This window comes from Nitrospira sp. NS4, assembly GCF_049546785.1.
GTDB lineage: Bacteria > Nitrospirota > Nitrospiria > Nitrospirales > Nitrospiraceae > Nitrospira_D.
This window is the reverse complement of the sequence record NZ_JBMWAN010000008.1, coordinates 1-26,729: the sequence shown is the minus strand read 5'-3', so window position 1 is coordinate 26,729 and position 26,729 is coordinate 1. Positions and strand designations below refer to the sequence as shown.

Genomic DNA, 26,729 nt, shown 5'->3' with positions numbered 1-26,729 from the left:
CAGGCTCTTTCCCTCTCTTTCTCGCGATCGTTCCCACGCATAAATACATCCAATTACCTGTCGTTTAAACCACGACATAAATATCGAACTGCCCCTGATGGTGTCCCACACGCCGAGGCAGTATAAGACGCGTGAACCTGCGGGAGCCGAACCGGCTCACAAAAAGCGGGGGAGTATCGGGACGTGACAAGGAGGGATCCATGATGCGTGCGCAGGATATCGATCAGGCGATTATTCACGATCTCACGGCTCACGGGACCTGTCAGGTCGAAGATATCCTTCGGCGGCTGACTGGATTCACCTGGAATCAGGTTTTCTCGGCCATCGATCGGATGAGCCGGGACGGGAGGCTGGCTCTTCAGCGCTCGGCCCGATTCGGCTATGACATTGCCGTTACCTCAGGGTGGAATCGGATGCAGGATGCGGGGGTGAGTCGATGAGGGCTCGAGGGCAACAGTGCGGGAATCGGAAGAAGCCGCGCAGGCGTCAACAGAGGGAGTCGGGGCATCGAGAGGGCGGTCGCACCGACTGGACTGCGGCCGTTCATTGTGATCGGTGCCGGGGCTTGTTGTACCGGATTCAGTTGAGGGATTGGGGAGGGAGTCGGGGACAGGATGGTTGTGATGCCCTGCAATGTATTGCCTGCGGGAACATCATCGATCCGGTGATTGTCATCAATCGCCGACGCTCAAGCCGGGCGGCAATGGCTCATCGAAAGACTCGCGAAGGGCGGCCTCGGGTGGCGCTCGCCCTCTGACAGGAACACATCGCGGTCGTCTGGAGGATGTCCCCATGGCTGGTCGGAAAGGACCTATGGAGGACACCATGCGACGAATCGTGGCGATTTGTTGTTTCTGCGAGCGGGTTCGAGCCGACGTGGAGAGCGAAGAGGGCGAGGACCCCTGGCAGGAGTTCACGAGTTATATGGTCAATCACAGGCTGAGGCCGGATGAGGTGATGTTCTCTCACACCTATTGTCCAACATGTCTCGTGAGCTATAGGACTTTATTGGGGTTATCGGAGGGCGCAATCGAGACGGATAGGAGTGAGAGGGAAGGAGCGGTCTGATCTGTGATGGACCGGCCACGAATGCCAAAGCAGGCCTGGGCGATCGGTTTGGCCGGAGGCGATGCCATCGTACACACACCGGCAACCAGGCATTGTGGCCGGAGGTGCACACGCGAAAGGAAGGGCGAGGAGCGATTGTCAGCCGGTTCAGCGCCGGTCGCTGAGGACGTCTCAAGTCTTAGAGGGGGCCAGCATGACGCTCACGCACACGATGCCGCTTGATATCGACCGGTTCCTTGCGCAAATCGGCAGCGGCAAAACGGAAATGACCTTCTCCAGGAAACGCACGATCTATGCGCAAGGGGATGCGGCGGACGCCGTGTACTTTCTCCGGGCGGGCAAGAGCAAGTTGACGGTCGTCTCGCCGCAGGGCAAGGAAGCCGTCATTGCGATTCTGGAGCCGGGCGACTGTTTTGGGGAGTGCTGCCTTTCCGGACAGACGGTTCGTGGCGAAACGGCGACGGCCGTGGAAGACTCCCGTGTCGTGCGTCTCGACAGAGACGCCATGATCCGGCTCCTTCGCGATGCGCCCGGGTTTGCCGAGTGGTTTATGGGTTATCTGCTGCATCACAAGATCCGCATCCAAGAAGACTTGGTGGATCAGCTCCTCAACCCCAGTGAGAAGCGGCTGGCGCGGACCCTCCTGTTGCTGGCGCACTTCTGGGAGGAGGGCAGGGCGGAGGCGGTCATTCCGAAGATCAGCCAGGAAACCCTTGCCGAGATGATCGGGACCACCCGTTCCCGCGTCAGTTTCTTCATGAACAAGTTCCGTAAACGGGGCTTCATTGAGTACAGCGGTAGGCCTGATGGGGATGCCTGTTTGCATGTACGCAGTTCTCTCCTCAAGGTCGTCCACCACAACGGGGCCTCCCATCCGTTTCTACAGCCTCGGTGCCATGGAGTTGCGCCAGGCAGCGTTCAGCCGCGCCGCCGCGTCAATTCTTCACGACTGAGCAATTTTGACCAGTCTTTCCTTCGGAAGTAAGCGAAGGTCTGGTCATGAAAAGGTAGGGTGCTCCATGCTGTGCGCACGGCATACCGATCGGGTGAGTATTCATGATCGTTCGGCTTTTGGAACCGCTCAGATCCAAGAGATGATCAATCGTCTGGCAGGTCACTGCGGGCGAGGTCGTGCCTCAGACTGAGTGGTTCTTCACGATTCCCCTCTGGGTCCGATGGCGGGCTGGACGGAAGAGGAAGGAGGAAACCATGAGACAGGTGGTGCCGATCTGTTGCTTTTGCGATCGGGTTCGAGACGACACAGGGACTGAACGGGGGGAGGGGCTCTGGCAGGATTTCAAATCCTATCTGGCTGCGTACATGCTCAGGCGGGAGGACGTGATGTTCTCTCACACCTATTGCCCGGTCTGTCTCGCCTATTACAGAGACTTTTTGTCGTCACCGGCCGGGGCACGCGATTGGAATGAGGCGAAGGGAGGAGCGTGATGGAGGGGTCTCGGATGCCGAATCAGACCTGGTCGATCGTCTCGGTCGCCGACGACGGCGGTCGAATCAGAGCATTCATCCAGCGCTGGCTGGGACATCCCAAGCCGAAACAGTATTGTGCCTTTGTCGGGGGGCGGTCGCTGTTTCAACATACCCTGGACCGGGCCGCCGGGCTTTGTCAGCCGGAGCGTATCGTGACGGTCATTGCCCGTGAGCATCGCCGGGAAGCCTGGTCCCAGCTTGATGGACGCACAGGAGGGACGGTTCTGGTCGAACCGAGGCATTGTGAGACGGCGGCCAGCATCTTTCTGCCGCTCACATATATCAGAGCCAGGGATCCCCGGGCGACCGTGGTGCTCTATCCCTCGGATCATTTTGTGTACCCCGAATACCGGTTCCTCGGTTCGGTCCGGCGGGCGGTGTGGACCGCTGAGTGGTTGCCTGACCGGCTGGTGCTTCTTGGGGTTCCCCCGGATCGCCTGGAGTTGGATTACGGGTGGATCATGCCGGGCGAGCAGCTCGACGGGTCTACCCAATACCAGATTAAGGCGGTCGAGGCGATCCTGGAGAAACCGACTGCTGTGCAAGCCGACGCGGCGCTGGCCGGAGGGGCGCTGTGGAATACGGGTGTGCTGGCGGCCAAGGCGGAGCTGGTATGGCAGCTCGGGTGGCAGTGTTTCCCGGATCTTATGGCGCGCTTTGAGGCGTTCAGTGCCGTCATCGGCACTCCCCGGGAGGCGGGTGTTCTCGATGAGATGTATCAGGAGATGCCGGCCCATCACTTCTTCTCCGAACTGGTTCAGTGTGTTCCAGAGCGGACTGCTGTGATTGAAATGAGCGACGTGCTGTGGAGCGATTGGGGCAAGCCCGAGTGGATTACGAATTCGTTGCGTCGGATCGGCCGGCAACCGGCGTTCCCGCTGGAATGTTTGAATCGCCCCTTTGCGCCGATCTCGCAGGCTGTCTCTGACGGCTCTGTCGCGGCGAACATGTAAGAAAGGAGAGAAAACTGATGAAACTCTATGCCGTACCAGGATCTCGACGGAAAGTTCGGGCGGTCTCCTCAAGGAAGGAGCCAGAGGCCGGAGGCTCCGGACCTGGAGAAACCGGGGCGTCGGAAGATCTCCATGCCCGTATTGCCGCGTTGGCCTATCAGTTCTATGAGCAGCGGGGTCGCGGGGACGGCCATGAAGTGGACGATTGGCTTGCCGCGGAGCAGAGGGTTCTGACAGGTCACTGATGAGTGGCCGGGTTGGAGCGGCTTGAATCAGTGTTGGCTGCCGGTCAAACGGAGGAGGGTGGCATGACACAGGGGCTTGCATCGTTGCTCATGGATTGTCCTGAGTACGGCACACAAGAGGCGCAGATGTCCCAGGAAAAAGAGGCCCTGACGGGGCCGCAGAACGGCAGCGATTCCGTGGTGCTGAGCCGGGTGCTCCCGAAGCCGCGGCGACGAGTCGGTATTATGGTGTTCTCCTCGTCGTGCAAGATGCTCTATGCGAATCAGACAGCCTTTGAGTTCCTCAAGTTGCTGAATTGGCGGGAACACGGTCATGCCACAGATGGCGCCCTTCCCGGTTCAGTCGCTGATCTATTCGACCGGATGCGACTTGCGCTTGCATGCTGGACGGGGAACGTTGAGCGTCAACGGCTTGAAGCGAGACAACTGCTTGTAGACCAAGACGAGGCAGTGCTGCTGCAAGCCTTTGGATTACGTGACCAGATCGGGGGAGGAGGGTCGCGTGTTGTAATCAGAATGGAGGCGGTCATTCGTCCCGTTGGTGATCAATCGAGCGACGCAACGCTCTCCTTCATCTAGTATCTGTCTTTCCTCTTTGAGACGGGCTGCGCCCCTCCAAGCCTTCCCTCTGTGGCATCCTGCGACAGTGACCCGTTTCCCGGTTGGGGTGTTTCTCGCCACTCGTCATTCCCTTTATCGGCCGAAAGTGACCGCCACTCGCTAACCCATTGGTATATTGAGTCATTCTAAGGCATAGATGGATGCAGAGCAGTGGCACATCGCTCGCAGTGTCATCTAATCAGAAAAAGAGGTGGCCTATGCGTTTCGCTGGAATAATGCTCAGTCTGTTTGTCGGGATGACCTCGGTCGGATTCGGCGGAGGCGCAGGGGTGAAAGATCTTTCTATGCCGGTGAAGCAATACGACGCAGTGGCCGGTCGGGAGATCTATACCAATACCTGCATCCGATGCCATGGGATTGACGGGAAAGGGGCCATGAGCATTCAGCTCGTTCCCCAGCCGGCCGACCTCAGTTCACAAGCCGTTCAGAGTCGATTGGATGCGAGTCTGTTCAAGCGTATTCATGACGGAAAGCCCAATACAGCGATGGGGGCATGGAGTACGACGCTGTCCGACGATGAGATCTGGGATGTGCTGGCCTATGTGCGAACGCTCCGGCAGGAGTAATTTGTGAGTGTCGGAAGTGAATCGCTTTGCTATCTCATGGCTCCAAGGAAGCAGGCAGCCAAACCTTTCTTGGGCATATAACCAGGAGGTGTCGTGATGACATGCAATGTCGGAGGAATTGAGCGGCCTATCCGAATCGTCGTTGGCGTGCTGGCATTGGGGATTGGAGCGTTTGCCGGGTTGCCTCCCGTGGGAACAGGGGTCGCATTCGTGGTGGGGACCATCGCGCTGGTGACGGGGGCGATCGGCTTTTGTCCATTGTGGACGCTGCTGGGAATCAATACCTGCCCGACGGCTCACGGCCATAAACATTGAGAGGCCTTTCATGCGCCACATCGCACTCGGGTGTCTGCTGATGACGGTCGCCGGATGGCTTGTCGCAGGGTGTGTCCCGCCGCCGAAAGCGGGGCAGGTGGCTGAATCCAATGATCCGGCGAAGAAGGAACCGGCGCTGGATGCGCTCTTTGCCCCGCCGTCCCCCGAATCCATTCCCGGCGGTCAGCGCGGCGAGCAGATCCGGTTGGGCTTCAAAATTGTCGCCAATACGCAGGAGTACGGGCAGCCCTATGCGGGGAACAAACTCAACTGTACGACTTGCCATCTCGATGCGGGGCTGAATCCGAATGCCGCCTCCTTTGTGGGCCTCAGCCGTCTGTATCCGGAGTACCGGGCGCGCGCCGATCGGCAGGTGAGCCTCGCGGACCGGATCAATGAATGTTTCGAACGCAGCTTGAACGGCACTGCCCTTCCGCCCGACAGTTCAAAATTGGCGGCCGTGGTCGCCTATATCGACTGGTTGTCACAGAACGTCCCGCAAGGGAGTGCCGTCCCCTGGCGAGGCATCCCCCGTATCACCTCGACTCGTCCGCCGGATGCCGTCAACGGCAAGGCGGTGTTCGCGAAGAAATGTGTCTTTTGCCATGGGTCTGACGGGCAAGGGACGATGGCCGCGCCGCCTCTGTGGGGGCCGGATTCGTATAACATCGCCGCAGGGATGGCGCGTGTCAGTGTGGCGGCGTCGTTTATTAAAGCAAACATGCCGCGCGGGTGGGGATGGACGGTGACCGATGATGAGGCGTTTGATGTCGCGGCATTTATCAACAGTCAGCCGCGTCCGGACTTTCCGGCGAAGGCGTATGACTGGCCGAAAGGCGGGAAGCCGGCGGATGCGCCCTACTAGAACGGGTGATGTCGTCATTGGGTGATTGGGCGAATTAAGAGCACGAATAATGAGCGACCTCCGACCTCGCCGGATCACCGATGCACCGGGTTTTGCCGTGGCTCCGATATTGCCCTGGTGGGCCGGCGGGTTGGGGATCGGCCTCGTCTTGATTATCGCCGTGGCCCTCGTGCAGCCGATCGGCGTTTCGACGCAGTATGTGGTGTTGGACGGGGTGCTGCTGCACCAGGTGCTCCCGGAGGTTGCCAATCAAAGCTCCTATCTCTCTGCGACGGCCGGGGGCTGGACGCTGGCGACGTATGAATTCTTTTTCGTGCTCGGCATTCCGATCGGAGCAGGGCTCGCGTCGTGGGCGACGAAGCGGTTCAGCCCGAGGGTGCTGCCGGGAGAATGGGCCACGCGATTCGGGCCGATTCCCGGGCGGCGGCTGGCCTGGTCGTTCATCGGGGGATTTCTCCTCCTGTTCGGGGCCCGATTCGGAGGCGGCTGTACGTCCGGCCACATGATCAGCGGCGTGTCTCAGCTCGCGGTGAGTTCGCTCATCTTCTCGGCGGCGCTCTTCGTCAGCGCGATCGTGACGGCGCGGTGGCTCTATGGGGACTGGGGGAAGCGATGAAGTTGCTATTGGGGTTGATCCTGGGTGCCGCATTCGGCGCCGTGCTGCAATTATCCGGGGCCTCCAGCCATACGAAGATTACCAATGCGCTGCGACTCAAAGATCTGACGATCATCAAGCTCATCCTGACGGCCATCGGTGTGGGGCTCCTGGGCGTGCATCTGCTGGATCTGTTCGGGTGGGCCAATATGAACGTGAAAGATCTCTATATGCCGGGGGTCGCAGTGGCCGGGCTGATCTTCGGGGTGGGCTTTGCCGTCACGGGTTACTGTCCCGGCACCGCGCTCGCCGCGGCGGGGGAAGGAAAGCCCGATGCCTGGGTGACGGTCCTCGGCGGGTTGCTCGGCGCGCTGGTGTTTGCCTTTATGGTCCCGGATCTTGAAACGGTCTTGTTCTCGCTGGGCCGGTACGGACCAGTGACGATTCATGGATTGCTCGAGATGCCGGGCATTGTGCTGGCGGCCCCGTTGGGTGTGTGCTGCCTCTGGCTGGCTATCAGGCTTCCCGATTCAGGAGGTGCGCGATGAAACTCACCGTCGCCTATCATGGTGGAGCCCGCTATGACATCACGAGCGGCAGGCACCGGGTCATCACGGATCAACCGGTCGAAGACGGCGGGCATGATGCCGGGATGAGTCCCGTCGAACTGTTTGTCGGATCGGTGGCGAGCTGTGTCGGGTATTTCGTCGGGCAATTCTGCGCGCGGCACGAGATATCGCGTGAAGGGCTCTCGGTGGAGGCTGAGTGGGAGACGGCGGAGGGGCCCCATCGCGTCGGAACCATCGCCCTCGTGATTCATCTGCCGCATCGCTTGTCCCCGGACATCAAGGAACGGTTGCTCAAAGTCGCCCATGCTTGTACCGTCCATCAGTCGCTGGCTGTCGCTCCGAACCTGTCCATCAAGTTGAATCCGCACACTCATCCCTTGGCCCAGCCGTCTGAAGGGAAGGTACCCCTATGACCATTTCGCGGAGGTCTCTGTTTGGGACCATACTCCAAGGTCTTGGAGTCAGCCTGCTTGTCAATCAGCGCCTGCCCGCGGCGCAGGCAGCCGGGGATGCCCCGGATCGTAATGAGTCGGGCCCCCTGACCGCACGGGTGACCAGGCCCTATGACGCTGAAACGCCGGTGCGCGAATTCACCTCCTTCCTCACTCCCAACCACCGCTTCTTCGTGAGAAGCCATTTCGGCCCGCCGGCGGCGGACCTGATTTCCGAGGCCAATTGGAGACTCCGTGTCGGGGGATTAACCGAGCAGCCGTTGGAACTGACGCTCAATGATCTCAAAGAATTCGAACGGGTCACGATCACAGCCGTGGTCCAATGCAGCGGCAACGGGCGCGCGTTCCATCGTCCGAAAGTGCCCGGCGTGCAATGGGAGCGGGGCGCGGTCGGCAATGCGCAATGGACCGGCGTGCGGCTGCGGGACGTGCTGACCAAAGCCGGTCTCCGTCATCAGGCGAAGCATGTCCAATTGCAAGGCGCCGACCGGCCGGTGGTCGCGTCCGTGCCGCTGTTCACCCGGAGCATTCCGTTAGAGAAGGCCCTGCATCCGGACACACTTCTCGCGTATGAAATGAACGGACGTCCCTTGCCGCTGTTGCACGGCGCCCCGCTGCGGGTCATTACGCCGGGCTGGATGGCAGATTCCTGCACAAAGTGGCTGACTGATATCACCGTGCAGGCGGACGAAGCCAAGGGGTACTACATGCAGACGGCCTATCGCGTGCCGGTCACGGCGATTCAGCCGAACTCCGGTCTTCCGGGGACCTCGATGGTTCCCGTGGAAGCGATGGTCGTGAAGTCGCTCATTGCCTTTCCGGCTGAAGGCGCGCAAGTCGGACAGGGACCGGTGACGGTGCAGGGAGTGGCGTGGAGCGGGGAGGCGACTGTCGCGACCGTGGAGCTCTCGTTCGACGAAGGCAAGACCTGGGAGCAGGCCCGGCTGGTGGGTGAGGACGAACCCTACGCCTGGCGGCAATGGCAGTTTCTGTGGAAGCCCACGGTGTCCGGGCCCGTCACGATTCTCTGTCGTGCGACGGATTCCGGTGGCCAGGTCCAACCCCAAACCAGCCCGTGGAATCCGAGCGGATTTTTGTGGAACGGGTGGGATCGTGTCGCGATCACGGTGGGATTATGATGAATCGAGCCCCTGTACTCATCGGTGCGGTCGTGCTGGGACTCGCCGGGTTGGCGGCCGGCACGTCGGCGCAGGAGGATGATCTGGCGTCGGTGAGCGCGGCGCTGGCGCCGCGCGCCGAGGGGTTGATCGTCGCGCGCTGCTCCGTGTGCCATAGCTCGGACCTCGTGTCTCAACAGCGATTGCCGAAGGACCGCTGGCTGGCCACGGTCGACAAGATGAAACATTGGGGGGCGGAGATTTCCGACGACGAAGCCGACCTGCTCGTGCGCTATCTGTCGGCGCGTTATCACCCGGCCGCGCCGGATCATCTGCCGCCGCTCGATAGCGAAGTGAGAACGTCCGAGCCGCTCACGCAGGAGCCTGCGAGCACGGGTCCGCTCGTCGGCGTGGCGGGCAGAGGGGCGGGCATCTTCGAGCACAATTGTCAGGCCTGTCATGGGGCCGGTGCCACCGGCGGAATGGGCCCGAAGCTCGCGAAGAACCCGATTCTCAAACATGAAGATCTGTTCTGGGAGACGGTGTTGCACGGACGAGGGCCGATGCCGGCCTGGGGGGCGGTGCTGAGTCATCAGGATATTGCGGATATTCATGCCTGGTTATTAGCCAGGTAAGGGGGCGGGGAGGTCACGACAGATGAAAGGAGCGGTCATGAATCTACGGAAGAGTGTGGTCATTGGCGGGGCCCTGTTGACGCTGGTGGGACTGATGTCCACTCCGCGGCTGTTGTTCGGCAGCGATCAGCCACGGGCGAAAGAGTTGATCCAGCAGGCTTGCGTGTCCTGTCACCGACTGGAAGGAACGGCCGAGTCCCGTTTCAATCTGAGAGCGCCCGACCTCATCTGGGCTGGCAGCAAGTATCAGCGCCCCTGGTTGATCCGTTGGCTCACCGGCAAGGAAGCACCGCTGTATGTGAAGGGGTATCGGTGGGATTTGAGCGAGGGATCGATGAAGCATCCGGTCGTGACCGAGGCCGAAGCCAATGCCATTGCCGACTATTTCGACAAGAACAACAAGGATCCGCGGGTGAAAGTCGGGGCGTTCGATGCCTCGAAGGTGAGCAAGTTCGAGGTGACGTTTGGAGGGATGGCCTATAAGGCGCATGCCTGCCTCGGCTGTCACACGATCGAGGAAAACGGGAAACTGATCGGCGGGCAGCAGAGCACCGCGCTCGAAAAATCCGGTCAGCGGTACAACATGGACTGGCTCTTCCGGTTCGGGCAGAACCCGCAGGATTTCATCATCCACACCGGGGAATTTCTGGCTGACGCCACAGAGCCGCAGTTACGTGCGGTGATCGGGTACCTCGCTGCGCAAGGCGTTCCTGACTTCAAATACTATGAGCCCTGGACGGCACCCGAGTTCGGGAAGGCCAGCGTCGGGCGCGGGAAGGTGATTTATAAAGAGTATTGCATGCAGTGCCACGGGGCCACCGGAAAGGGGGACGGACCGGCTGCGGCCACGATCGAACCGAAACCGGCGATCCATGCCAATATCAACTTCAGCGAGGTGCCGACCGAGTACCTGTACAACATGATCAACCACGGCGGCGCGGCGATGGGAAAATCCGCCAACATGCCTTACTGGGGCCTGACCATCGGGCAGCAGGGTGTGGCCGATGTCATGGCCTATTTGAAAGCAACGTTCAAAGGCCCGAAGTAGAAAGCAAAGGGATGGGGAAAGGCACCATGCGCCGGCATGGTGCCTCTGCTCGATTCCCTGATCAACAGGTCGTGGAGTTCATCTCCTGCGCCGGATCGCCGGCGGGTCGAGAGGAGGTTATATGAGCCGCATAGTCACATGGATGATCCTTGGGGTTGGGGCCGTAGTCCTTGTCAGCGGTTGCTCGCGTCCGTATACGGGCAAGTTGGATGAGAAGCTGCATGCCAAGGCCATGATTGCCGGACCGGGGATTACCGGCGAGGCGAAACTGTATCAGGAATACGAGGGCCGGGTGCGCATTGTTCTGAAGCTGGAAGGGACGGCTGAGAGCAAACTCACGCCCGGTCGCCATGCCATTCACATTCACGAGACAGGAGCCTGCGATCCGTTCACCGCCGCAAAAGGACACTATGACGGTACTGTCGATCCGCAAGTGAACCCTGAGGCGAACGTGACGCCGGGACTGGGAAACCATCCGTACCATCTCGGTGACCTGCCGAATCTGATGGTCGATGAGAATCGGAAAGGGTCGCTCTACACGATCACCAGCCGTGTCACCCTCAGCCCGGGCCTGACGACGTTATTCGACAAGGATGGCAGCGCCTTTATCATCCATGGGCTTGAGGATCAATACCTTCCTGATCCGCCGACAAAAGACGCGCCTGGTGGGCCCAGGATTGCCTGTGGCGTGATTACGTTGGAGAAATAGACGACGATCCCGCGAGAACAGAGATACAGAAACGGAGGAGCATCGATGGCAAGTTTTATTATTTCCGGCAGCCGGGGCACTGATGATCCGACCATGGCGACGCTGCCATTCATGGCGGCGAAGGTGGCCAAGGAGCAGGGGCATGACGTGGTGCTCTGGCTTTGGAACGAGGCGGTGACGTTGGGACGGAAGGGAACGGCCGATCACGTGACCGGTGTGAACCTGACGCCGTTGAAGGATCTGCTCGCCGCTGTCCAGGCAGCCGGGGTGCCGATCTGGGTCTGCGGCGCTTGTGCGGTAGCCCGGCAAATCGGCGGGGCGGATCTTGTCGGGGGCGCCTCCATCAAGGGCATGCCGGACTACATCAAGGCGGTCGCCGAACGGGACCGGAATGTGGCGTTTTAACCTGGACGTTCGGCGAAGGGAGCATCATGGCTGCAGAGGGCGAGGCGACCGGCAAATCGAAGAATAGGAAAGACCGTCGAGCTGGAGGGGATGCCGGAGTCGTTGCCGACAATGACGGCGACCTGCTGGCGGATGAATTGGAGGCGATTCCGACCGCGATTCCCAGACAAGGGGACGGCTACCGTCAGAGGCAGAACGGAAGCGGGGGACAGATCGCCTACGCCATCGACGCAGCCGGGCACGCGTTGACGGGTGAGGATTTGACGAGGATCAATACCCGCAAAGGCCTGCTGACCTTGCTCAAGAACAAAGCGGTGGATCTTGAAGAAGTGCGGAGGACGCTGTTGTACGAACAAGAGCTGCGCGCCCTTCAGGTCGAGCTCGTCCGGTTCCAGCGCTGGGTGCAGGCCGAAGGGCAGCGCATCGCCATTCTGGTCGAAGGGCGCGATGCGGCGGGGAAGGGCGGGACCATCCGCCGGTTTACCGAGCATTTGAATCCCCGGGCGATGCGTGTGGTGGCGTTGCCGAAGCCGTCCGACGAAGAGAAAGGTCAATGGTATTTCCAGCGCTATATCCGGCAGCTGCCCAATAAGGGCGAGATCGTGTTCTTCGATCGCAGCTGGTACAACCGCGCCGTGGTCGAGCCGGTGATGGGGTTTTGCAGCAAGAAGGACCATCAGCGCTTCCTGCAGCAGGTCACGGAATTCGAGCACATGCTCTACGAAGACGGCGTGACCATCATCAGGTTCTGGTTTTCCATTTCCAAGGAGGAGCAGGCCAAGCGATTTGACGCGCGCCGGCAGAATCCCCTGAAGCAATGGAAGCTGAGCCCCGTCGATGAGAAGGCGCAGGAACTCTGGGACTCGTACACACGGTACAAGGAAGAAATGTTCAGCAAGACGCACTCGGCGTTCAGTCCATGGATTATCGTCCAGGCGAACGACAAACAGGCTGCGCGACTGGAAAGTTTGCGGCATGTGCTGAACCTCCTGCCCTACAAGGGAAAGGACGAGGCGCAGATCCGTCTGGCGCCGGACCCGAATGTGATTACCCGGTTCCATCGGAAGATGGTGGAACTCGATTTCTGAAAAACAGAGAGGGTGGGATGATGAGTATGCGAAAGAGGATCGTGTTCTGCAGCCTGCTCGCGGTGCTTGTCTCGAATGCGGCAACGGGGAACGCTGCCGAACGGCCTATGATGCAGCCGCGGGTGCCGGCCGACAACCTGGCCGACGCGCGTGCCCTCACCAATCCATTGCCGGATTCGCCGGAGATCGTCGAGAAGGGCAAGGCCCTCTACAACGGGAGAGGGACCTGCTTCAATTGCCACGGGAAGGATGGATCGGGCAATGGCATGGCTGCAGTCGGCCTCGATCCGTCACCACGAAACTTCCAGCATCACGGATTCTGGCGCCATCGTACCGAAGGCGAGATTTTCTGGGTGATCAAACATGGCTCGCCTGGTACGGCCATGATCGGATTCGGCGACCAGCTCACCGACGAAGAAATCTGGTCGATCATCCAGTATGAGCGAAGCTTTGCCGCTGAGCACGGGCACGGCATGATGGGCCACGGACAAGGCATGGGGCCCATGATGGGACCCGGCGGAGGGATGGGCGGCATGGAGCATCGCGGGCCGAAAGGCGGGATGGGGTGCTATGACGGACAACCTTGCGAGAAGCATGAGGAGTCCCGGTAAATGGGTGATGCGGGCACTCTCTGAGGGGCCCGCTACGCTAAGTATCTGCCTGAACCATAAGCTTTACGCTCACATCGACGAGAATATCTTGTCAATTTGACATGGGGCTTGCGATCCATCAATAGCTCTGCCCTGCATTGGTGGAATTTTGCGCCACTATGTTGGGTGGACTGTAGCAAACGTCTGCACAAGGTCATTTCTCCCTCTCTCCTTCTCTCCCTCTCATTGTCTCTGCATAATCAAGTAGATGAGCGGGGTTCATGTCACAGTGCGCAAGTGCAAAAGAAGCGGCATGACATTCGCAGAACTGGTTCTCTGAGATCACAAACGAGGCGATCTCAATAGCGTGTGAATCTTTGTGGGGTTCGCCCACTCAAATGCGCAGAAGTTGTGTGGACTTCATGGCAAGTTCGCGCGAGCGTTTGAGGGTTTTGTAATCATTTACTAACACAGAGGAGGAAGTATGACGACGTTAGCCAGACCAGGGGTTCCTGTCGGAGGGTTCAAGACCGTCGGGCAAATCAATGCGACGAACGATCTGGTGTTCCGGCGGGACCAGAACGTCATGGGAATAGCGGTTGAATTGCTTACCGAACACACGCCGGGAGCGCCGGTCGTCGATGAAAAGGGCGAGTTCATCGGGTTCATCAGCGAATTCGATATCCTCCGGGCCCTCGAAGCCAAAAAGGATCTGAACCAGTTGACCGCGGGGGATGTCATGGCCAAGGACCGTATCGCGGTGTCCGAGGATACCAGCATCGATGAGGCCGTGAAATTGATGGAGGAGAAGCGCCTGCTCAACCTCCCGGTCAAGAAGAACGGCAAGGTGGCCTATTCCGTGACACGCCATGATTTGTTGCGTGCCTGGATCGGGCTGGGGATCTCCATTGAAACCGGCTCGATGTAGCCGGTGTGTTCTGTTCTCTCCGATGGCGCTGCGGTCGCTCGGCCCCGGCGCCATCGGGATCCACCCTGATCCGCCGGCGGGGCCAAGGTTCAGACGTGGCCCTTGAATGAACGGAGGACTCGATATGGCCAGGACCCGTTCTCGGCGTACGACACAGTATGCGGTCGTCATCGGAATTGCCGTTTCGATGGCCGGCGTATTGATGGTGGGTCGTTCCGGCATGGCAAGCGCCGCCGATCCCGGTGAAAAGATCGTGAAGACCACCTGTGTGCAATGTCATCGGATCGAAGGAAAGCCGGCGCCGCGTAAAACGAAGAAGGCCCCCGACCTCATCTGGGCCGGCAACAAGTATCAGCGAGACTGGCTGCTGGCGTGGCTGCAGAATCCGGAGTTCAAACACTATCCCGTCGGCTACGATTTCCGCCCGGACCGGAAGAAACGGCATCTGTCGTTGCCCGGTGATCAAGCCAAAGCGGTAGCGGAGTTCCTCGCGACGAGAAAAGATTCCCGCATCAAAGAAGGGGTGATGAAGCCGGGGACGCCGGCGCAGCTGGAGCGGGGCCGGAAGTTGTATCGGGAACATGGATGCCAGAACTGCCACCTGACGCCGGCCCACACGGCCAAGGGGTACACGGGGGGCACGTCCAGCACCTCGGCTTAAATGCAAGAGGGGAACTTCCGCCGCCCCAGAGACGAATATGCGGGAGTGCCGTTCCGTTGGTCCTGTTCAGGGTTCCCGGTCGGAAGAGGCTTTAGCGAACGGAGGCTGCTATGTCATTCAAAACGGGGGTTGTTCTGGGAGGGCTGGTCGCGCTCTGCGCGGCCGGGGGATGCGGAACCGGTTTTGCGGGTAAGGAGTCAGGCGGCAGCGTTCCGGCGGGAACGGTGGTGGATTATATCCACTCCGTGCTGGAGGCCGACCGGACGTTTTACACCGTCCATGTGGTGGAGCGGATGCAGAGGCGGGGTGTGATCGAATCATCGGAAAAGTGGCGCGAGGTCAGCGCGCTTCCGCTTCCGGCTCAATTCGTCCAGGAGTCGTCGAGTCTGGCGGAGTTGACGGGAGGGCAAGTGCGGTATCGGTTGATCAGTCTCAATCCGATCAATAAGCAGAGCGGGCCTCGTTCGGAGTTTGAACGGAAGGCGTTGGAGGCGGTGATGGCCAAACCGGAGCAGCCGTATAAGGGCTACCTCACTGAGGGAGGCTCGCGATACTTCCAAGCCGTCTATGCCGACCTGGCGGTCTCGCCCGTTTGTGTGAGCTGTCATAACGCCGATCCCCGCAGTCCGAAGCATGACTATAAGCTCAGAGATGTGCTGGGCGCGGTCCTGATCTCAATTCCCGCCCCTGAGTGAACGCCGGGCGTCGTCGCGTAAGAGGGCGGTTTGTGCCCTCTGCCTGGTCGGGCTCAGAACGAGCCTGCTTCTGAGCCGATCCGAACGTGAAGCCTCCGTAGAAAGGATGGCCATACGATGAAAAGATGCAGCTATGACGCCATAGCTCCTGCCCCGGCCAAGAGTGCAGGGGCTAAAAGGATGCGGCTTCTACGTATGGGCTCCTCGTGAAGACCCATGAGCAAATGGACCTACCCATTCACTATGCCGAACTCGCCGTGTGCGCTACGCCAACCAGGACAGGGCCGGCAGCGGGCGCAGACGTAGCGAGCGATCAACGTCGTCGTGAGCCAGGGAAGAAAGCCCCTGTCATGATCTCGCTAGACCTGCCTCATTCGTAAGCCGACTTTTAGGGATATATCCAGCCGATCTGCAATGTTTGCATTTGAATCATTCTGCTGTGTTGTTCTTCCTCACGCGCTAACCGCGTAATTTTCTTCAGCTCAGCGGGCTCCATTCAAAGCCCCGTGCAAAGTTTGCAGACGTTTCTCCGGGGCGATCCCTGGAACAATCGAACTGAGAGACACTCCGTTGCTAAGTATCTGATAAGCCCTGCATCTCTTGTCTCGGGGGCATGAGGCATACGAGTTGCCTTAGGCCTGCAATGTGGCAACGGTATCACCTGAATCATGGCTTGAACTGTAATGATTCAAATGATCTGCCCCCTGTGCGGGAAAGCCCTGACCATGGGCATATGGGATACCCGCACTCAACGAGTCTACTGCGCGCGTTGTCTTCCGCCGTTACCGGAGAGTCGACGACACCCGTCAACCGTTCGGGTCAGGCCCAAAGCCGGGTTCGACGATTTATGTGAATCGTGGGGCGGACGAGAGGAAATCCCTCAATGAATCAACGTGGACGAATCGATCTGGATCCCCCTGATAGTGCCTGTGAGCAGTGCGGGTATCCCAAGCCTCGCCTCATCTTCGATGACCTGAGCAGACTCCTGCTCTGTGAGCCCTGCCTTGATCAGGTCAAGGCACGACAAGCCTGGGCCCTCTTGCGTGAGGCCGACAGGGTCTGACCCGCTCGTGGGAGGCAGGCGGTGCGTGGAAGCATTCCGACGCAGGATACTCCCGGTTCATTCTGAGCCTGCAATTCTTGCAGGATGGTGAGCGCTTGCAGATCAGGGAATATAGTGACCGTCTCACGCCGGGAACCGTGTTCAACCCCTTACTCTGGAAACTCAACGACATACGTGCGAACAGCACTGTGTGTGTCTGCGAGGCACCGGCGTTGCTTTATCGAGTGAAGGAGTGGCGATGTTTCCGGGGACAGGTTGGACTGGCATCCAGCGGGTGAAGCGATTGTCGATCGATCAGCCGGCCAACGAGTCAGCCGGTATCCGGGCAAATCTTATAAGGAGGCACCACGAGTGAAGGAATCTTTGAGCCCAACCACCGAAGCCAAAGCAAGCGCGATCAAATATTGCGACCGGTGCGCCCGTCGCTCTGCGGCGCTCTTTTGTGATGACCTCACGTTGCAGGAGCTCTGTCAGGAGTGCTGCGACCGTTTAATCCGTCGTCGCGGGACGGTCGCCCGCCCATCGCATCCGGAGAGGTAAGGCCGTCTTCGGCTGAATGGTAAACGTCCGGTTCACGAGGGCCGGGCTCTCAAGAGGCGATCGGTTGCCGGCGGGGGAGCTGTTGGAACGCCTCGCGCTCAAGGCATCTCCTGATGAGATGAGGCGAGGCGACAGTCATCGGTCTTCAGGAATGCTTCTATGTCAAGACCCGCGCTTGCCGTAAAACCGGTCAGGAGCCCCTTCTGGACCGAACTTGCGCGGCTCGGGCTCGTCATCGGGCTGGAGAAACGCCTCCTCGTTATCCTCGTCTCCTATGCGGTCGCCATCGGCATCTTTTCTCTGGTCGTTCCCCTCACGGTTCAGGAGCTGACAAACACGTTTGTCTATGCGATTGAGCCGATCATGATCGTCACCTTTGCGCTCATCATGTTGATCGGCCTCCTGTTTATCGGCTTTTTCAGGGTCTTTCAAACCAGCACCGTCGAGACGCTGTTCCAGCGGCTGTACGTCCGCATCGCCATTGCCATGACGGAACATCTGCCGCGGATCAGGCAGGAAGCGTTCACCCCCGCGCAGGCCTATCGGTTCATGGAAGCCGAGTTGCTGGCGCGGGCCATCATCGTGGTCCTCGTTGATGTCATTAACGTCCTGGTGTCAGGCCTGACAGGGATGACCATCCTTGTGTTCTATCACCCGAACTTTCTGGTGTTTAATGCGTTCCTGCTCGGCGGGTTCGTGCTTGTCGCCGCCGTCTCCGGCCAGGGAGAAGTCCAGGCGACCAAGACCGTGTCTGAGAAGAACTATGCGGTCATGACCTGGATCCAGGACATTGCCAGCAATCGGCTTCATTTCAAAGCAAGCCGGAGCGCGCCGTTTTTGCTCGGCAAAACGGACGACCTCCTCAATGAGTACCTGGCCGCGCGGCGGGTACGGGCGAACATTCTCACCTGGCGTCAATATCGCAGCATTGTCGTCTGGGAAGCCCTCTGCCACAGCGGCATGATCGCCCTAGGCGGCTGGCTGTTATCAGCCGGGCAAATTACGCTCGGCCAGTTTGTGGCCGCCGAAGTGATCGTCGGGACCCTGCTGCTGAATTTAGACACGGTGACGCGCCGGATCTATGCGATGACCTATGTGCTGACCTCGTTGAGCGAGCTGGATCGCGTCTTTGCCCTGCCCAAACACGAAGCCTTTGGCATGGGAGTGAGCACGCATCTGCCGGATCCCGCGATCTGCGGCGTCCGCCTCACCTGCAAAGACGTGGCGTTCGCGTATCCCAACGCGCCGCCCGTTGTGGAGCATTTCAACGTTGAAATCGCACCGGGAGAAAAGCTGGCGGCCCTCGTTCGATCCAGCACCCAGAAGACGACGGTGGCTCTCGTCCTCGCGGGCCTCTATCGGCCGACGGCCGGGGTGGTCCGGTATAATGACGTGGATCTCCGGGAAGTCGCCATGGACTACATCAACGGGGCTCGCGGGTTAGTGCTCGACTCTCAGCCCACGCTCTTCGCCGGCACGTTGGAAGAAAACATCACGCTGGGACGATCGTCCATCAGATTTGAAGACCTCCGGTGGGCGATACGCTTCGTTGAATTGGAAGACGAGATCGACCGGTTGCCCCGTGCGCTTGAGACCCGGATAGACGCGGGAGGCACGCAGTTCACCAAAAGCCAGATTCTTCGTGTCCTGGTCGCCCGCGCCATTGTGACGCGCCCGCCATTGCTGATTTTCGATGGAACTTTGCATAATGTGGAACCGGCTATCAGGCAGGTCATCCTGCGACGGTTGTGTTCGAAGGAGGAGTCCTGGTCCGCGATTTTCATCAGCAACGACCATACGATTAAAGACCATGTCGACCGATGCGTGATTCAGGAATGATGCGCGCCGCCCACGCCTCTCGCGAGCGGAACCCCGGACTGTATCGGGTGCGTCTTCCGTGATAGCATGAAGGCGCAGCGTCCCGACGGCTCCTATGTTTAGACCTATTCCCAAAGCCACCCGGCTCCGACACATCCCGTACCGGCTCATTACCTCCGTCGTGCTCATTCTGGCCTTGGTCGTCGCCGTCATTCTCCTATTCAGCTTGGAGCAGGAGAAACTGCTGCTCCAGGGGTTCACGCAAGGACAAACAGTAGCGACGGACCTGTTTCCGGCCCTCTGGCAATCGCGGCATGATCTGATTGTGGTGACGCTGCTTGTGTTCTTGGTCAGCGCGATCGGGATTGCGGCGGTCATCACCTTCCTCCATTACGACAGCACCAAACGCACGCTTGAAGAGGTGAAGGGGCTTGCGAGAAATATCCTTGAAAGTATCCCGACCGGCGTGCTGACGATCAACAGCGGCGGCCAGATCACCGCCGTCAACCCGTCTGCCGTGGCGACGCTGCGGCGGTCCACGGAGGAATTGCTCGGTCACTCCTATGACCGGATGTTTCCCCGGGGAGACCTGATTCGCAGTGCGCTCGATGAGGCGCTCCACAATAACCGTCATGTCGATCAGCATGACATCCCCTACCGTACCGGCGACCAGGCCCGCACGATCCGCCTCACCACCGCCGACCTGACAGGGGACGATGGCCGGCCGGTCGGCGTGATTGCCCTGCTCAAGGATGTCACGGAGCTGCTGGATCTGGAACGGCGCGTGCGGGTCGCGGACAAACTGGCGGGATTGCATACGCTCTCAGCCGGTGTCGCGCATGAGCTGCGCAATCCCTTGAGCGCGATCGACTTGAATCTTCATCTGCTTGAGGAGGAGCTGCGGGCGGGCTCCCGCCCCTCGGCGGCATTGGGCAAGTATCTTCACGTCTTGAACGCGGAAACCCGCCGGCTTGGGGCCATCCTGGACAATTTCATGAAATTCGCGCGACCAGGCGCGCTTCGCCTTCACGCGGTCGACACGGGGCAAGTACTGTCGCACATTATGGCGCTCTTGCAGTACGAAGCGCAGGACCGCCGTATACAACTCATCGCTAAAACGTCCGCCCCCTTGCCGTCGATCATGGGCGACGAGACAGAAATCAGCCAGGTGTTGGTCAATGTCATCGTCAATGCCTTCCAGGCGATGCCGGAGGGAGGCGTGTGCCATGTGATCGCGAGAGGATGCAAGGCAGGCGAAAAGGATTGGCTGGAACTGACGGTGCAGGATAGCGGCGTGGGCATCAGGGAAGAAGAGCTGTCCCGGCTGTTCGAACCGTTCTACACCACCAAGACTGCGGGCAGCGGACTCGGTCTTGCCATCGCCTACCGCATCGTGCAGGACCATGGAGGGACGATCCAGGTCTCCAGCACACCGGGGATCGGCACGACGGTGGTCATCAAATTCCCCACAGCCCCCGTCGCACATGACCTATTGGTGCGCGACCCATGACACGGAACGCGCACATCCTCGTCGTGGAAGATGAGGCCAATATCCGGTCCGCCCTCGTCACCATGCTGGAAAAGCTCGGGCACAAGGTGCAGGGGGCGGGAACCGCGGAAGAGGCGCTGGCCCTGCTCGAACACACGAAGGCGGATCTGGTGATCACAGATTTGCGGATGCCCGGCCTGGGTGGTATGGAATTCCTTCGCCGCATGAAGGAGCACGCTCCGGAGACCGAGGCGATCGTGATGACCGCCTTCGGTTCCATCGATACCGCCGTTGAAGCGATGCGTCTGGGGGCGTACGACTACCTCACCAAGCCGATTGACCGCGACCGGTTTCACATCGTCGTCGCGAAGGCGCTGGAGCGCCGCGCCTTGGCGCAGGAGAATAAGCAGCTCAGGGAGCGGCTTGAGACGCAGACACGATTTGACCAGCTGGCCGGCGAGAGTGAACCCATGCAGCGGGTCTACAGTCTGGTGGACATGGTCGCCGACAGCGCGGTGACCGTCCTGCTGACGGGAGAAAGCGGCACCGGGAAGGAACTCGTGGCCCGGGCCATCCACCACCGGAGCGCCAGGGCCGGCGGGCCGTTCGTGACCATGAATTGCGGCGCCCTGCCGGAGAATCTCTTCGAGAGTGAGCTGTTCGGGTACGAAAAGGGCGCATTCACCGGCGCGATGACGACCAAGGCCGGGCGGTTCGAGTTGGCCGACGGCGGCACACTGCTGCTGGACGAGGTCGGGGAATTATCGCTGAAATCCCAAGTCGATTTTCTGCGTGTGCTGGAAACGAAGGAGTTCCGGCGCCTGGGCGGAACGAAGGTGATCACGGTCGATGCCCGGATCATCGCGGCGACCAACCGCAACCTTGAGGAAGCGGTCAAACAGGGCTTGTTTCGGGAAGATCTCTATTACCGGCTCAACGTGGTCCCGATCCGCCTCCCGCCCCTTCGCGATCGGGGCGACGATATTCCGCTCTTAGCCGACCGTTTTCTCAGGGAGTTCGCAGCGCAACATCATCGCGAACCGAAAGACGTCTCCCGCGAGGCGATGCGGCTGCTCCGGCTCTATGCCTGGCCGGGCAATATTCGTCAGCTGCGGAATCTGATGGAGCGACTCGTGATTACGGTGAAAGACCCGGCGATTCAGCCGGAGCATCTTCCGGAAGAGATTCAGGCGAGCAAGGAGGATGCGCGCACGATGGTCGTCACACTGGGATCGTCCCTTGAGGAGATCGAACGGGAAGCAATCCAGCGCACGTTAGCGGAAGTGACCAACCATCGGGAGAAGGCGGCCAGGCTCCTCGGCATCAGCCTTCGCGCGCTGCAGTACAAAATCAAAGAATACGGCATCAGAGACTGACGTCCCTCTGCCGGCCACGGTTTTAATCAGCCCTGACTCTCTCCGCCCCTCCCCGAATCGCAAATTTTGCACGGTTGCCGGTGCCTGATCGCATGCGCAACGCAGGGCCGTCTCCGGATCTGCAAGAAATGCAGTCAGCCGTCCAGGCCTCCCGTCGAAATCTGCAAGTCTTGCATGCCTCTATCATGGACGAGCCAATGTGATTCCTGACATGTCAAACGGAAGAGCGCAAGTCCTTAATTTCTTGTGAGACTGCCCATCTTCGATGCGCCTTCGATCCACGGCATTCCCCATGCAAAGGCCCGGGTACTTGGAAGACACTCTGAGCGCGCGAGAGGGCACAGTGGTGTCGCGAAGCACGTGGCAGGGGATTGCCGTCGGACTGATCAGTATCGCGATCCCCGTTGGGACGGGCTGTGCCCAGCCGCCGGCTGAACGGCTGAGAGCAGCACAACACTCGTTGGACGAAGCGGGAGCCGCTGGAGCGCCGGATTATGCGAAGGACGACTTCGTGAAGTTGGGACAGCGGTTGATTCTCGCGAAGGACGAATTGGTCACGCAGGAGGAAGGCTTCTCTATTGTCCGGTGCTACGCGGATGCTGAAAAAATGCCGATCGCGGTCGTGGAATTCGCCGGACCTGTTGCGGGCAAGGCCGCTCAAAACAAAACGGCGGCGAAGACGGCAGTCCAGGCCATGGGACAAGAAGCTGGGCGGGTTGTGACTTCGGCCAAGGAACTCATCGCGAAGGTGCCGACCGGATACGAGTGGGCCGGGCTGGAAACCATCAAGCAAGACCGAGGGGTTAGAGACAAGTTTCGATGCGGTTCACCCGCTCATTGAGATGGGGGATTACGTCGGGGCGGAGGTGCAAGCGAAGGCGGTGAAAGGAAACGGCGCAGCATGTGGAAAGGAATAGATGATGAGCCCATTGGGTAGTATCAAGCGTGACCGTGTGATCGATGTCGGCCCGGCAGGATTTCACCCGCCGTCGGCTATGGAACTCGGGGTCACTCACCCCGATTCCGGGTTCGGGCTGCTCTATGGCCACCACGCACCGGCTGATGAGGTGATCGCCGAGGCGGCCAGACAACTGTATACGAGGAAGAACCCCACGATTTTTCCCGGCCCCCTATACCTCTGGGCCTGGAATCCCGACTGGATCGCCAAAGGGCAGGCCTTGCTGCGGCTCGCGGCGGAAATCCCCGGCGTGATGATTATTCCCATGCCGGATTATCGGCCCAAATATCCCAAGATCGATCCCGAGGAAGGCATTAATCCCAACCACCCCAATCTCACCATCTGGGGAAATAAGATCGAAGTCGCGCTCTTCATCGGCATCCACTGCCACTATGCCAATCTGGCGTTGCGGATGGTCCGAGCGGGAACGAATTGCCTGACCGTCGCCTTCTGCCACGATATTCATGAAGACGCCATGTTGAGCGTGCAAGACCTGGACGTGAAGCAGATGGACCATATCATCGAGATTTTCAAAGCCGTTCGGAAAGACCTTGGGATTCAGATGCCCCCGGATGGACAGACTGTGCGCCTGACGGGAACACAAATCCGGGCCAATCATGGTGTCGAGCGCGTAGATCCGAGGCCGGCGTAACGATTGCGGGACTGCGTTGAAGAAGGGGTGCGGTCATGGACATGAAGAGCGATACAGGGGCGGACTCACAATCAGTCCGCCATGCTTCGGGCGAAGAATGGGTCGCACGGCTCACCCGGCTTCAAGAGGCCTTGACCGCCTGTCCCGCCGATGTCCTGTCGCGATGCGAGCTGGCCGCGATCCTTGAAAGGCTGGAACAGTACGAAGAGGCTCTGTCCAACTGGGATGCGGTATTAGCCTGTGATCCCAACAGTCTCAAAGCGCGTGAAGGGGTGGCTCGCTGCCGCCAGCGGACCGGTCATCCTCTGCAATCCAATCGGTGAGGAGATGCCTTCTGACGATCGAGGCCCCGCAATGACGCAGGGCGATCGTGATCACAACCAGCTCAGGAGGAACCGATGGCCGCGAAGCAGAACACCACAGCGAAGAAGCCCGCAAAGAAATCTCCGGCTGGGAAAAAGAAGCAGTAACCGTGCGAGTGGGAGCTGAGCACATGTCACAGCATGCCGACATGGTGGCCCTGTACTATCCACGAGGCGTCACGGCCTTCGTCTGGTTCGACCTCGCGACCGGGGCGATTGCGACGACGCATGCCGGATTACGAGAACTGTTGCGCCGGGGAATCAGCGGCTGGGAGGGACAGGTCGTGTATCCCCACGACGGCCCCATCTTCTTGTCCGCCGTGTACGACCACTTCTTCATGAGCGGCTATGGCGTGCAATGGCTCAGCCTCTCCGGCCTCAAAGAAGTGCGCAATGCCTATCGTGTGTAGATTATGCAGGCGAGGGATATGGCTCCATTGACAGCCTGGCTGCCCGCTCGTTCCAGCGAAGACTTCGATCTTATCATCAAGATCGTGGGACCCGGGGCGGCACTGCTTCTGAAAGAGTGGGGGCCTATTGCCCAATTCCTGGCCGATCGCGGGTTCTCCGTGATGGCCCAAAGCGGCCGGGTCAACGGAGACTTCGGCGACTGTGTGCTGCGGGTTCGCCTCGCCACGCGTCCGTTCCATTCGATGGGACACGGGTGCGATGTTCTCCTCCACCTGAGCCCTACCGTGCCGGAATTGTGGCGCTTCAATCTTCAGCCGGGAAGTGTCCTGCTCTGGGAGCCTCCGGCAGAGCCACTGGCGCCTCCGATGCTTCCAGAGGGAGTGATCGCTTACCCTATCCCTCTCGGCATGCTTGGCGCCCAACAAGGCGAAGGGCTTCCCGGCAAGGGACTGGCTGCGCTGGGCGTGTTGCTGCATGTGCTCGGCTTTCCTGAAGAGTCCCTCCATTGCTTCTCTCCCTTGGTGACAGCCCCGCAGTCATTCGTCGCCGGATGGCATTTCGCCGATCGAACGCTCACGAAGCGCGATGCCTATTCCCTGCCTCTTTCCACGGCTGTGGAAGAGGCTCATCGAATCATCCTGACTCCGGAACGGGCCATCATGATCGGATTCGGGGTGAGTGCCTGCGGGTGTGAATCAACCTGCGATCAGGAGCTTGCCCGATCGCCGGGGCAGTGGGTCACGAGGCATACGGGAATGGCCGGGGCGACGGTGTCGGTGTTGCAGAGCGACAGGCATCCGGGCGTGGACGCGTATCGTGGGCCGCAAGGGAGAGTGACGGCTCTGCTCAAGGGAGACGCCTCCGCCATCGCGTCCTGTCTCAATGGCTTCGAGGCTCCGAGTGTCTTGGTCGCGGCCGACGTCCCGGACGCGCTGGCGTTGGTCATTGCCGGACACAATATGATCCGTAGCGGACTGAGTGATGGCGTCGGCATCATGATTGACGACACGCTCGCGAGGCGCCAGCAAAGTGTCGAGATCAGCGTTGTGCAGGAATTATTCCGACGGAGAGCCGTTATCGCGCGAGACCCGGCCATGACCGCGCAGCCTGAGGCACAGGGTCTGTTCACTGAAGAGGAAAGAGAGGGCGGGATCACTGTGGGCTATGTGGCGTGGGGCGCAGCTCAAGGGGTTGTCCGAGACGCGGTGGCTCTCTGCCGCAGCTTTGGAATGAACGTGACCGGCTGGTATCCAAAAGCGATCGTGCCGTTTCCACAGGAAGAGTTGGAAGTGTTTGCCAAGACCGTTGATCGAGTCGTCCTGATCGAATCAAGCCGGACTCAGGGCTATGAGGAGCGACTCCGAGGGGCCTGCTCGTTCCCGTTTACGGTGCTCAGGCCGCCGCCCGGGAAGTCCCTCACGCCGATGGATATTTTCCTTCGCGAAGGGTTGGGAGCCGTATGAACCACAATGGAAAGGAGTGTCAGGAATGAACCAGTATGAAATGACGCTTGGGCCGGAAGGATTTCTTCCCCCGTCCGTGTCGAATAGGGGAGTCGTGGGGCCCTCGAAAGGCGAGGGGCTCGTGATGGGAAAACGTGTCCCTGAACAGCAGGCCATCGACGAGGCCGCGCGCCGGTTGCTGACGGCCAAGAACCCGACGATTTTTCCTGGTCCCTTAGTCCTCTGGGCCTGGAATGAGCGAGCCGTCCGTGAGGCGCGCGTCGTCAAAGCCTTGGCCGAATCCGTTCCGGCCAGGCTCATTCCGATGGCCGACTACCGGCCGAAGTATCCGAAGATTGTCGCGGAGAAGGAGATCAACCCGAACCATCCCAATTTGACTATCTGGAAGAACAAGATCGACGTGTGCCTCTTTGTCGGAGTGCACTGCCATCAATCCAATATCGCACTGAAGATCATTCGCGGGGGAACCGATTGTTTCACGATCGCGCTCTGTACCTTCAGTGGCGACGATGAAGCGCACCTGACGATTCGCGATTTGACCGTCGACACCATTCAACGCATCGTGGATTCTGTCCATCGGCAGAAAGGCACGCGGCCTTCATAAGGGCGCAGGACGGCCGTCTTGCTATCTGCCTTCAACAACAAAGGATATGTCATGCGATATGTATTGGCTGCGATTGTCGCGGTAATAATTGGAATGGGCTCTTCCGCCTGGGCCTATGAAGAAATCGCGGTGTCTGAGGGAGGCACCCTCACGGGTACCGTGAAGCTGGACGGGACCGTCCCCAAGCCGAAGGGCTACAATCTCACCACGTTGCCCGACCCCTTCTATTGCGGCCGCATCTCCGATGGACAGGGCTGGCGTATCCTGCAGCCGTTCAACGTCGGACCGGCCGGCGAGTTTCGCGAAGTCGTGGTCTATCTCGAGGGGATCGAGAAGGGCAAACCGTTCGACGTGGGGGGCGTGCCCCAGATCGAAGCCA

At 59.9% G+C, this 26,729-nt stretch carries 31 protein-coding genes and 1 pseudogene; all 32 read left to right on the top strand.

The features are described 5' to 3' along the window. The first annotated feature begins 200 nt into the window (after nt 1–200). Complete coding sequence (locus ACO9S2_RS17185; protein ID WP_423723645.1) at nt 201–440, top strand: hypothetical protein; 240 nt, start codon at nt 201–203, stop codon at nt 438–440. A gap of 821 nt (nt 441–1,261) precedes the next feature. Further along, the gene (locus ACO9S2_RS17180; protein ID WP_423723644.1) at nt 1,262–2,053 is read left to right on the top strand and encodes a Crp/Fnr family transcriptional regulator; all 792 of its coding nucleotides are present in this window, start codon (nt 1,262–1,264) and stop codon (nt 2,051–2,053) included. A gap of 224 nt (nt 2,054–2,277) precedes the next feature. Continuing rightward, on the top strand, nt 2,278–2,514 hold the full coding sequence (locus ACO9S2_RS17175) for a hypothetical protein (protein ID WP_423723642.1): 237 nt from the start codon (nt 2,278–2,280) through the stop codon (nt 2,512–2,514). Then, nucleotides 2,514–3,509: a hypothetical protein gene (locus ACO9S2_RS17170; RefSeq protein WP_423723641.1), complete on the top strand. Its 996-nt coding sequence runs from the start codon at nt 2,514–2,516 to the stop codon at nt 3,507–3,509. The genes ACO9S2_RS17175 and ACO9S2_RS17170 overlap by 1 nt, the downstream gene beginning before the upstream one ends. Before the next feature lie 17 nt (nt 3,510–3,526). After that, nucleotides 3,527–3,754: a DUF2934 domain-containing protein gene (locus tag ACO9S2_RS17165; RefSeq protein WP_423723640.1), complete on the top strand. Its 228-nt coding sequence runs from the start codon at nt 3,527–3,529 to the stop codon at nt 3,752–3,754. A 63-nt stretch (nt 3,755–3,817) separates the two neighbouring features. Next, nucleotides 3,818–4,333, top strand: coding sequence for a hypothetical protein (locus ACO9S2_RS17160; protein ID WP_423723639.1), 516 nt, complete (start codon nt 3,818–3,820; stop codon nt 4,331–4,333). Nucleotides 4,334–4,572: 239 nt separating this feature from the next. Continuing rightward, nucleotides 4,573–4,941 carry a c-type cytochrome gene (locus ACO9S2_RS17155; RefSeq protein ID WP_423723638.1) on the top strand — a complete coding sequence of 123 codons (369 nt, stop codon included), beginning with the start codon at nt 4,573–4,575 and terminating at the stop codon, nt 4,939–4,941. Between the two features lie 96 nt (nt 4,942–5,037). Continuing rightward, complete coding sequence (locus ACO9S2_RS17150; protein WP_423723688.1) at nt 5,038–5,256, top strand: YgaP family membrane protein; 219 nt, start codon at nt 5,038–5,040, stop codon at nt 5,254–5,256. Nucleotides 5,257–5,266: 10 nt separating this feature from the next. Continuing rightward, complete coding sequence (locus ACO9S2_RS17145; protein WP_423723637.1) at nt 5,267–6,121, top strand: c-type cytochrome; 855 nt, start codon at nt 5,267–5,269, stop codon at nt 6,119–6,121. A 49-nt stretch (nt 6,122–6,170) separates the two neighbouring features. Then, the gene (locus ACO9S2_RS17140; protein ID WP_423723636.1) at nt 6,171–6,737 is read left to right on the top strand and encodes a YeeE/YedE thiosulfate transporter family protein; all 567 of its coding nucleotides are present in this window, start codon (nt 6,171–6,173) and stop codon (nt 6,735–6,737) included. Beyond that, on the top strand, nt 6,734–7,264 hold the full coding sequence (locus tag ACO9S2_RS17135) for a YeeE/YedE thiosulfate transporter family protein (protein WP_423723634.1): 531 nt from the start codon (nt 6,734–6,736) through the stop codon (nt 7,262–7,264). The genes ACO9S2_RS17140 and ACO9S2_RS17135 overlap by 4 nt, the downstream gene beginning before the upstream one ends. Next, on the top strand, nt 7,261–7,698 hold the full coding sequence (locus ACO9S2_RS17130; protein WP_423723633.1) for an OsmC family protein: 438 nt from the start codon (nt 7,261–7,263) through the stop codon (nt 7,696–7,698). Before ACO9S2_RS17135 ends, ACO9S2_RS17130 begins: the two co-directional genes overlap by 4 nt. Further along, nucleotides 7,695–8,876: a sulfite oxidase gene (locus tag ACO9S2_RS17125; RefSeq protein ID WP_423723632.1), complete on the top strand. Its 1,182-nt coding sequence runs from the start codon at nt 7,695–7,697 to the stop codon at nt 8,874–8,876. Before ACO9S2_RS17130 ends, ACO9S2_RS17125 begins: the two co-directional genes overlap by 4 nt. After that, nucleotides 8,873–9,490, top strand: a complete 618-nt coding sequence (locus ACO9S2_RS17120; RefSeq protein WP_423723631.1) for a c-type cytochrome — start codon at nt 8,873–8,875, stop codon at nt 9,488–9,490. The genes ACO9S2_RS17125 and ACO9S2_RS17120 overlap by 4 nt, the downstream gene beginning before the upstream one ends. 37 nt (nt 9,491–9,527) lie before the next feature. Beyond that, nucleotides 9,528–10,538, top strand: coding sequence for a c-type cytochrome (locus ACO9S2_RS17115; RefSeq protein WP_423723630.1), 1,011 nt, complete (start codon nt 9,528–9,530; stop codon nt 10,536–10,538). A 121-nt stretch (nt 10,539–10,659) separates the two neighbouring features. Then, nucleotides 10,660–11,247 carry a superoxide dismutase family protein gene (locus tag ACO9S2_RS17110; protein WP_423723629.1) on the top strand — a complete coding sequence of 196 codons (588 nt, stop codon included), beginning with the start codon at nt 10,660–10,662 and terminating at the stop codon, nt 11,245–11,247. Between the two features lie 45 nt (nt 11,248–11,292). Continuing rightward, nucleotides 11,293–11,652, top strand: coding sequence for a DsrE family protein (locus ACO9S2_RS17105; protein ID WP_423723627.1), 360 nt, complete (start codon nt 11,293–11,295; stop codon nt 11,650–11,652). A gap of 26 nt (nt 11,653–11,678) precedes the next feature. After that, on the top strand, nt 11,679–12,740 hold the full coding sequence (ppk2, locus tag ACO9S2_RS17100; RefSeq protein WP_423723625.1) for a polyphosphate kinase 2: 1,062 nt from the start codon (nt 11,679–11,681) through the stop codon (nt 12,738–12,740). A gap of 26 nt (nt 12,741–12,766) precedes the next feature. Next, nucleotides 12,767–13,351 carry a c-type cytochrome gene (locus tag ACO9S2_RS17095; RefSeq protein WP_423723624.1) on the top strand — a complete coding sequence of 195 codons (585 nt, stop codon included), beginning with the start codon at nt 12,767–12,769 and terminating at the stop codon, nt 13,349–13,351. 463 nt (nt 13,352–13,814) lie between these two features. Beyond that, nucleotides 13,815–14,258, top strand: coding sequence for a CBS domain-containing protein (locus ACO9S2_RS17090; RefSeq protein WP_423723622.1), 444 nt, complete (start codon nt 13,815–13,817; stop codon nt 14,256–14,258). Between the two features lie 124 nt (nt 14,259–14,382). After that, nucleotides 14,383–14,919 (top strand): c-type cytochrome, encoded by a 537-nt coding sequence (locus ACO9S2_RS17085; protein WP_423723620.1) that lies wholly within the window; start codon nt 14,383–14,385, stop codon nt 14,917–14,919. Between the two features lie 110 nt (nt 14,920–15,029). Further along, entirely contained in the window at nt 15,030–15,614 is a 585-nt protein-coding gene (locus ACO9S2_RS17080; protein WP_423723618.1) for a Tll0287-like domain-containing protein, read from the top strand. A gap of 1,762 nt (nt 15,615–17,376) precedes the next feature. Then, entirely contained in the window at nt 17,377–19,056 is a 1,680-nt protein-coding gene (locus ACO9S2_RS17075; RefSeq protein ID WP_423723617.1) for an ATP-binding cassette domain-containing protein, read from the top strand. 94 nt (nt 19,057–19,150) lie between these two features. Further along, a complete protein-coding gene (locus ACO9S2_RS17070; protein ID WP_423723616.1) occupies nt 19,151–20,545 on the top strand; it encodes a two-component system sensor histidine kinase NtrB in 1,395 nt (464 codons plus the stop codon). Continuing rightward, nucleotides 20,542–21,900 (top strand): sigma-54-dependent transcriptional regulator, encoded by a 1,359-nt coding sequence (locus ACO9S2_RS17065; protein WP_423723615.1) that lies wholly within the window; start codon nt 20,542–20,544, stop codon nt 21,898–21,900. Before ACO9S2_RS17070 ends, ACO9S2_RS17065 begins: the two co-directional genes overlap by 4 nt. A 346-nt stretch (nt 21,901–22,246) precedes the next feature. After that, nucleotides 22,247–22,741 carry a hypothetical protein gene (locus ACO9S2_RS17060; RefSeq protein ID WP_423723614.1) on the top strand — a complete coding sequence of 165 codons (495 nt, stop codon included), beginning with the start codon at nt 22,247–22,249 and terminating at the stop codon, nt 22,739–22,741. A 76-nt stretch (nt 22,742–22,817) separates the two neighbouring features. Continuing rightward, complete coding sequence (locus ACO9S2_RS17055; protein WP_423723613.1) at nt 22,818–23,510, top strand: carbon monoxide dehydrogenase beta subunit family protein; 693 nt, start codon at nt 22,818–22,820, stop codon at nt 23,508–23,510. Nucleotides 23,511–23,545: 35 nt separating this feature from the next. After that, a complete protein-coding gene (locus tag ACO9S2_RS17050; protein ID WP_423723612.1) occupies nt 23,546–23,833 on the top strand; it encodes a hypothetical protein in 288 nt (95 codons plus the stop codon). 47 nt (nt 23,834–23,880) lie between these two features. Next, nucleotides 23,881–24,282, top strand: a complete 402-nt coding sequence (locus ACO9S2_RS17045) for a hypothetical protein (protein ID WP_423723610.1) — start codon at nt 23,881–23,883, stop codon at nt 24,280–24,282. An 18-nt stretch (nt 24,283–24,300) separates the two neighbouring features. Beyond that, the gene (locus tag ACO9S2_RS17040; protein WP_423723609.1) at nt 24,301–25,746 is read left to right on the top strand and encodes a hypothetical protein; all 1,446 of its coding nucleotides are present in this window, start codon (nt 24,301–24,303) and stop codon (nt 25,744–25,746) included. 25 nt (nt 25,747–25,771) lie between these two features. Further along, on the top strand, nt 25,772–26,350 hold the full coding sequence (locus ACO9S2_RS17035) for a carbon monoxide dehydrogenase beta subunit family protein (RefSeq protein WP_423723608.1): 579 nt from the start codon (nt 25,772–25,774) through the stop codon (nt 26,348–26,350). Between the two features lie 51 nt (nt 26,351–26,401). Continuing rightward, a pseudogene (locus ACO9S2_RS17030) lies at nt 26,402–26,729 on the top strand (carboxypeptidase regulatory-like domain-containing protein); the annotation flags it as partial.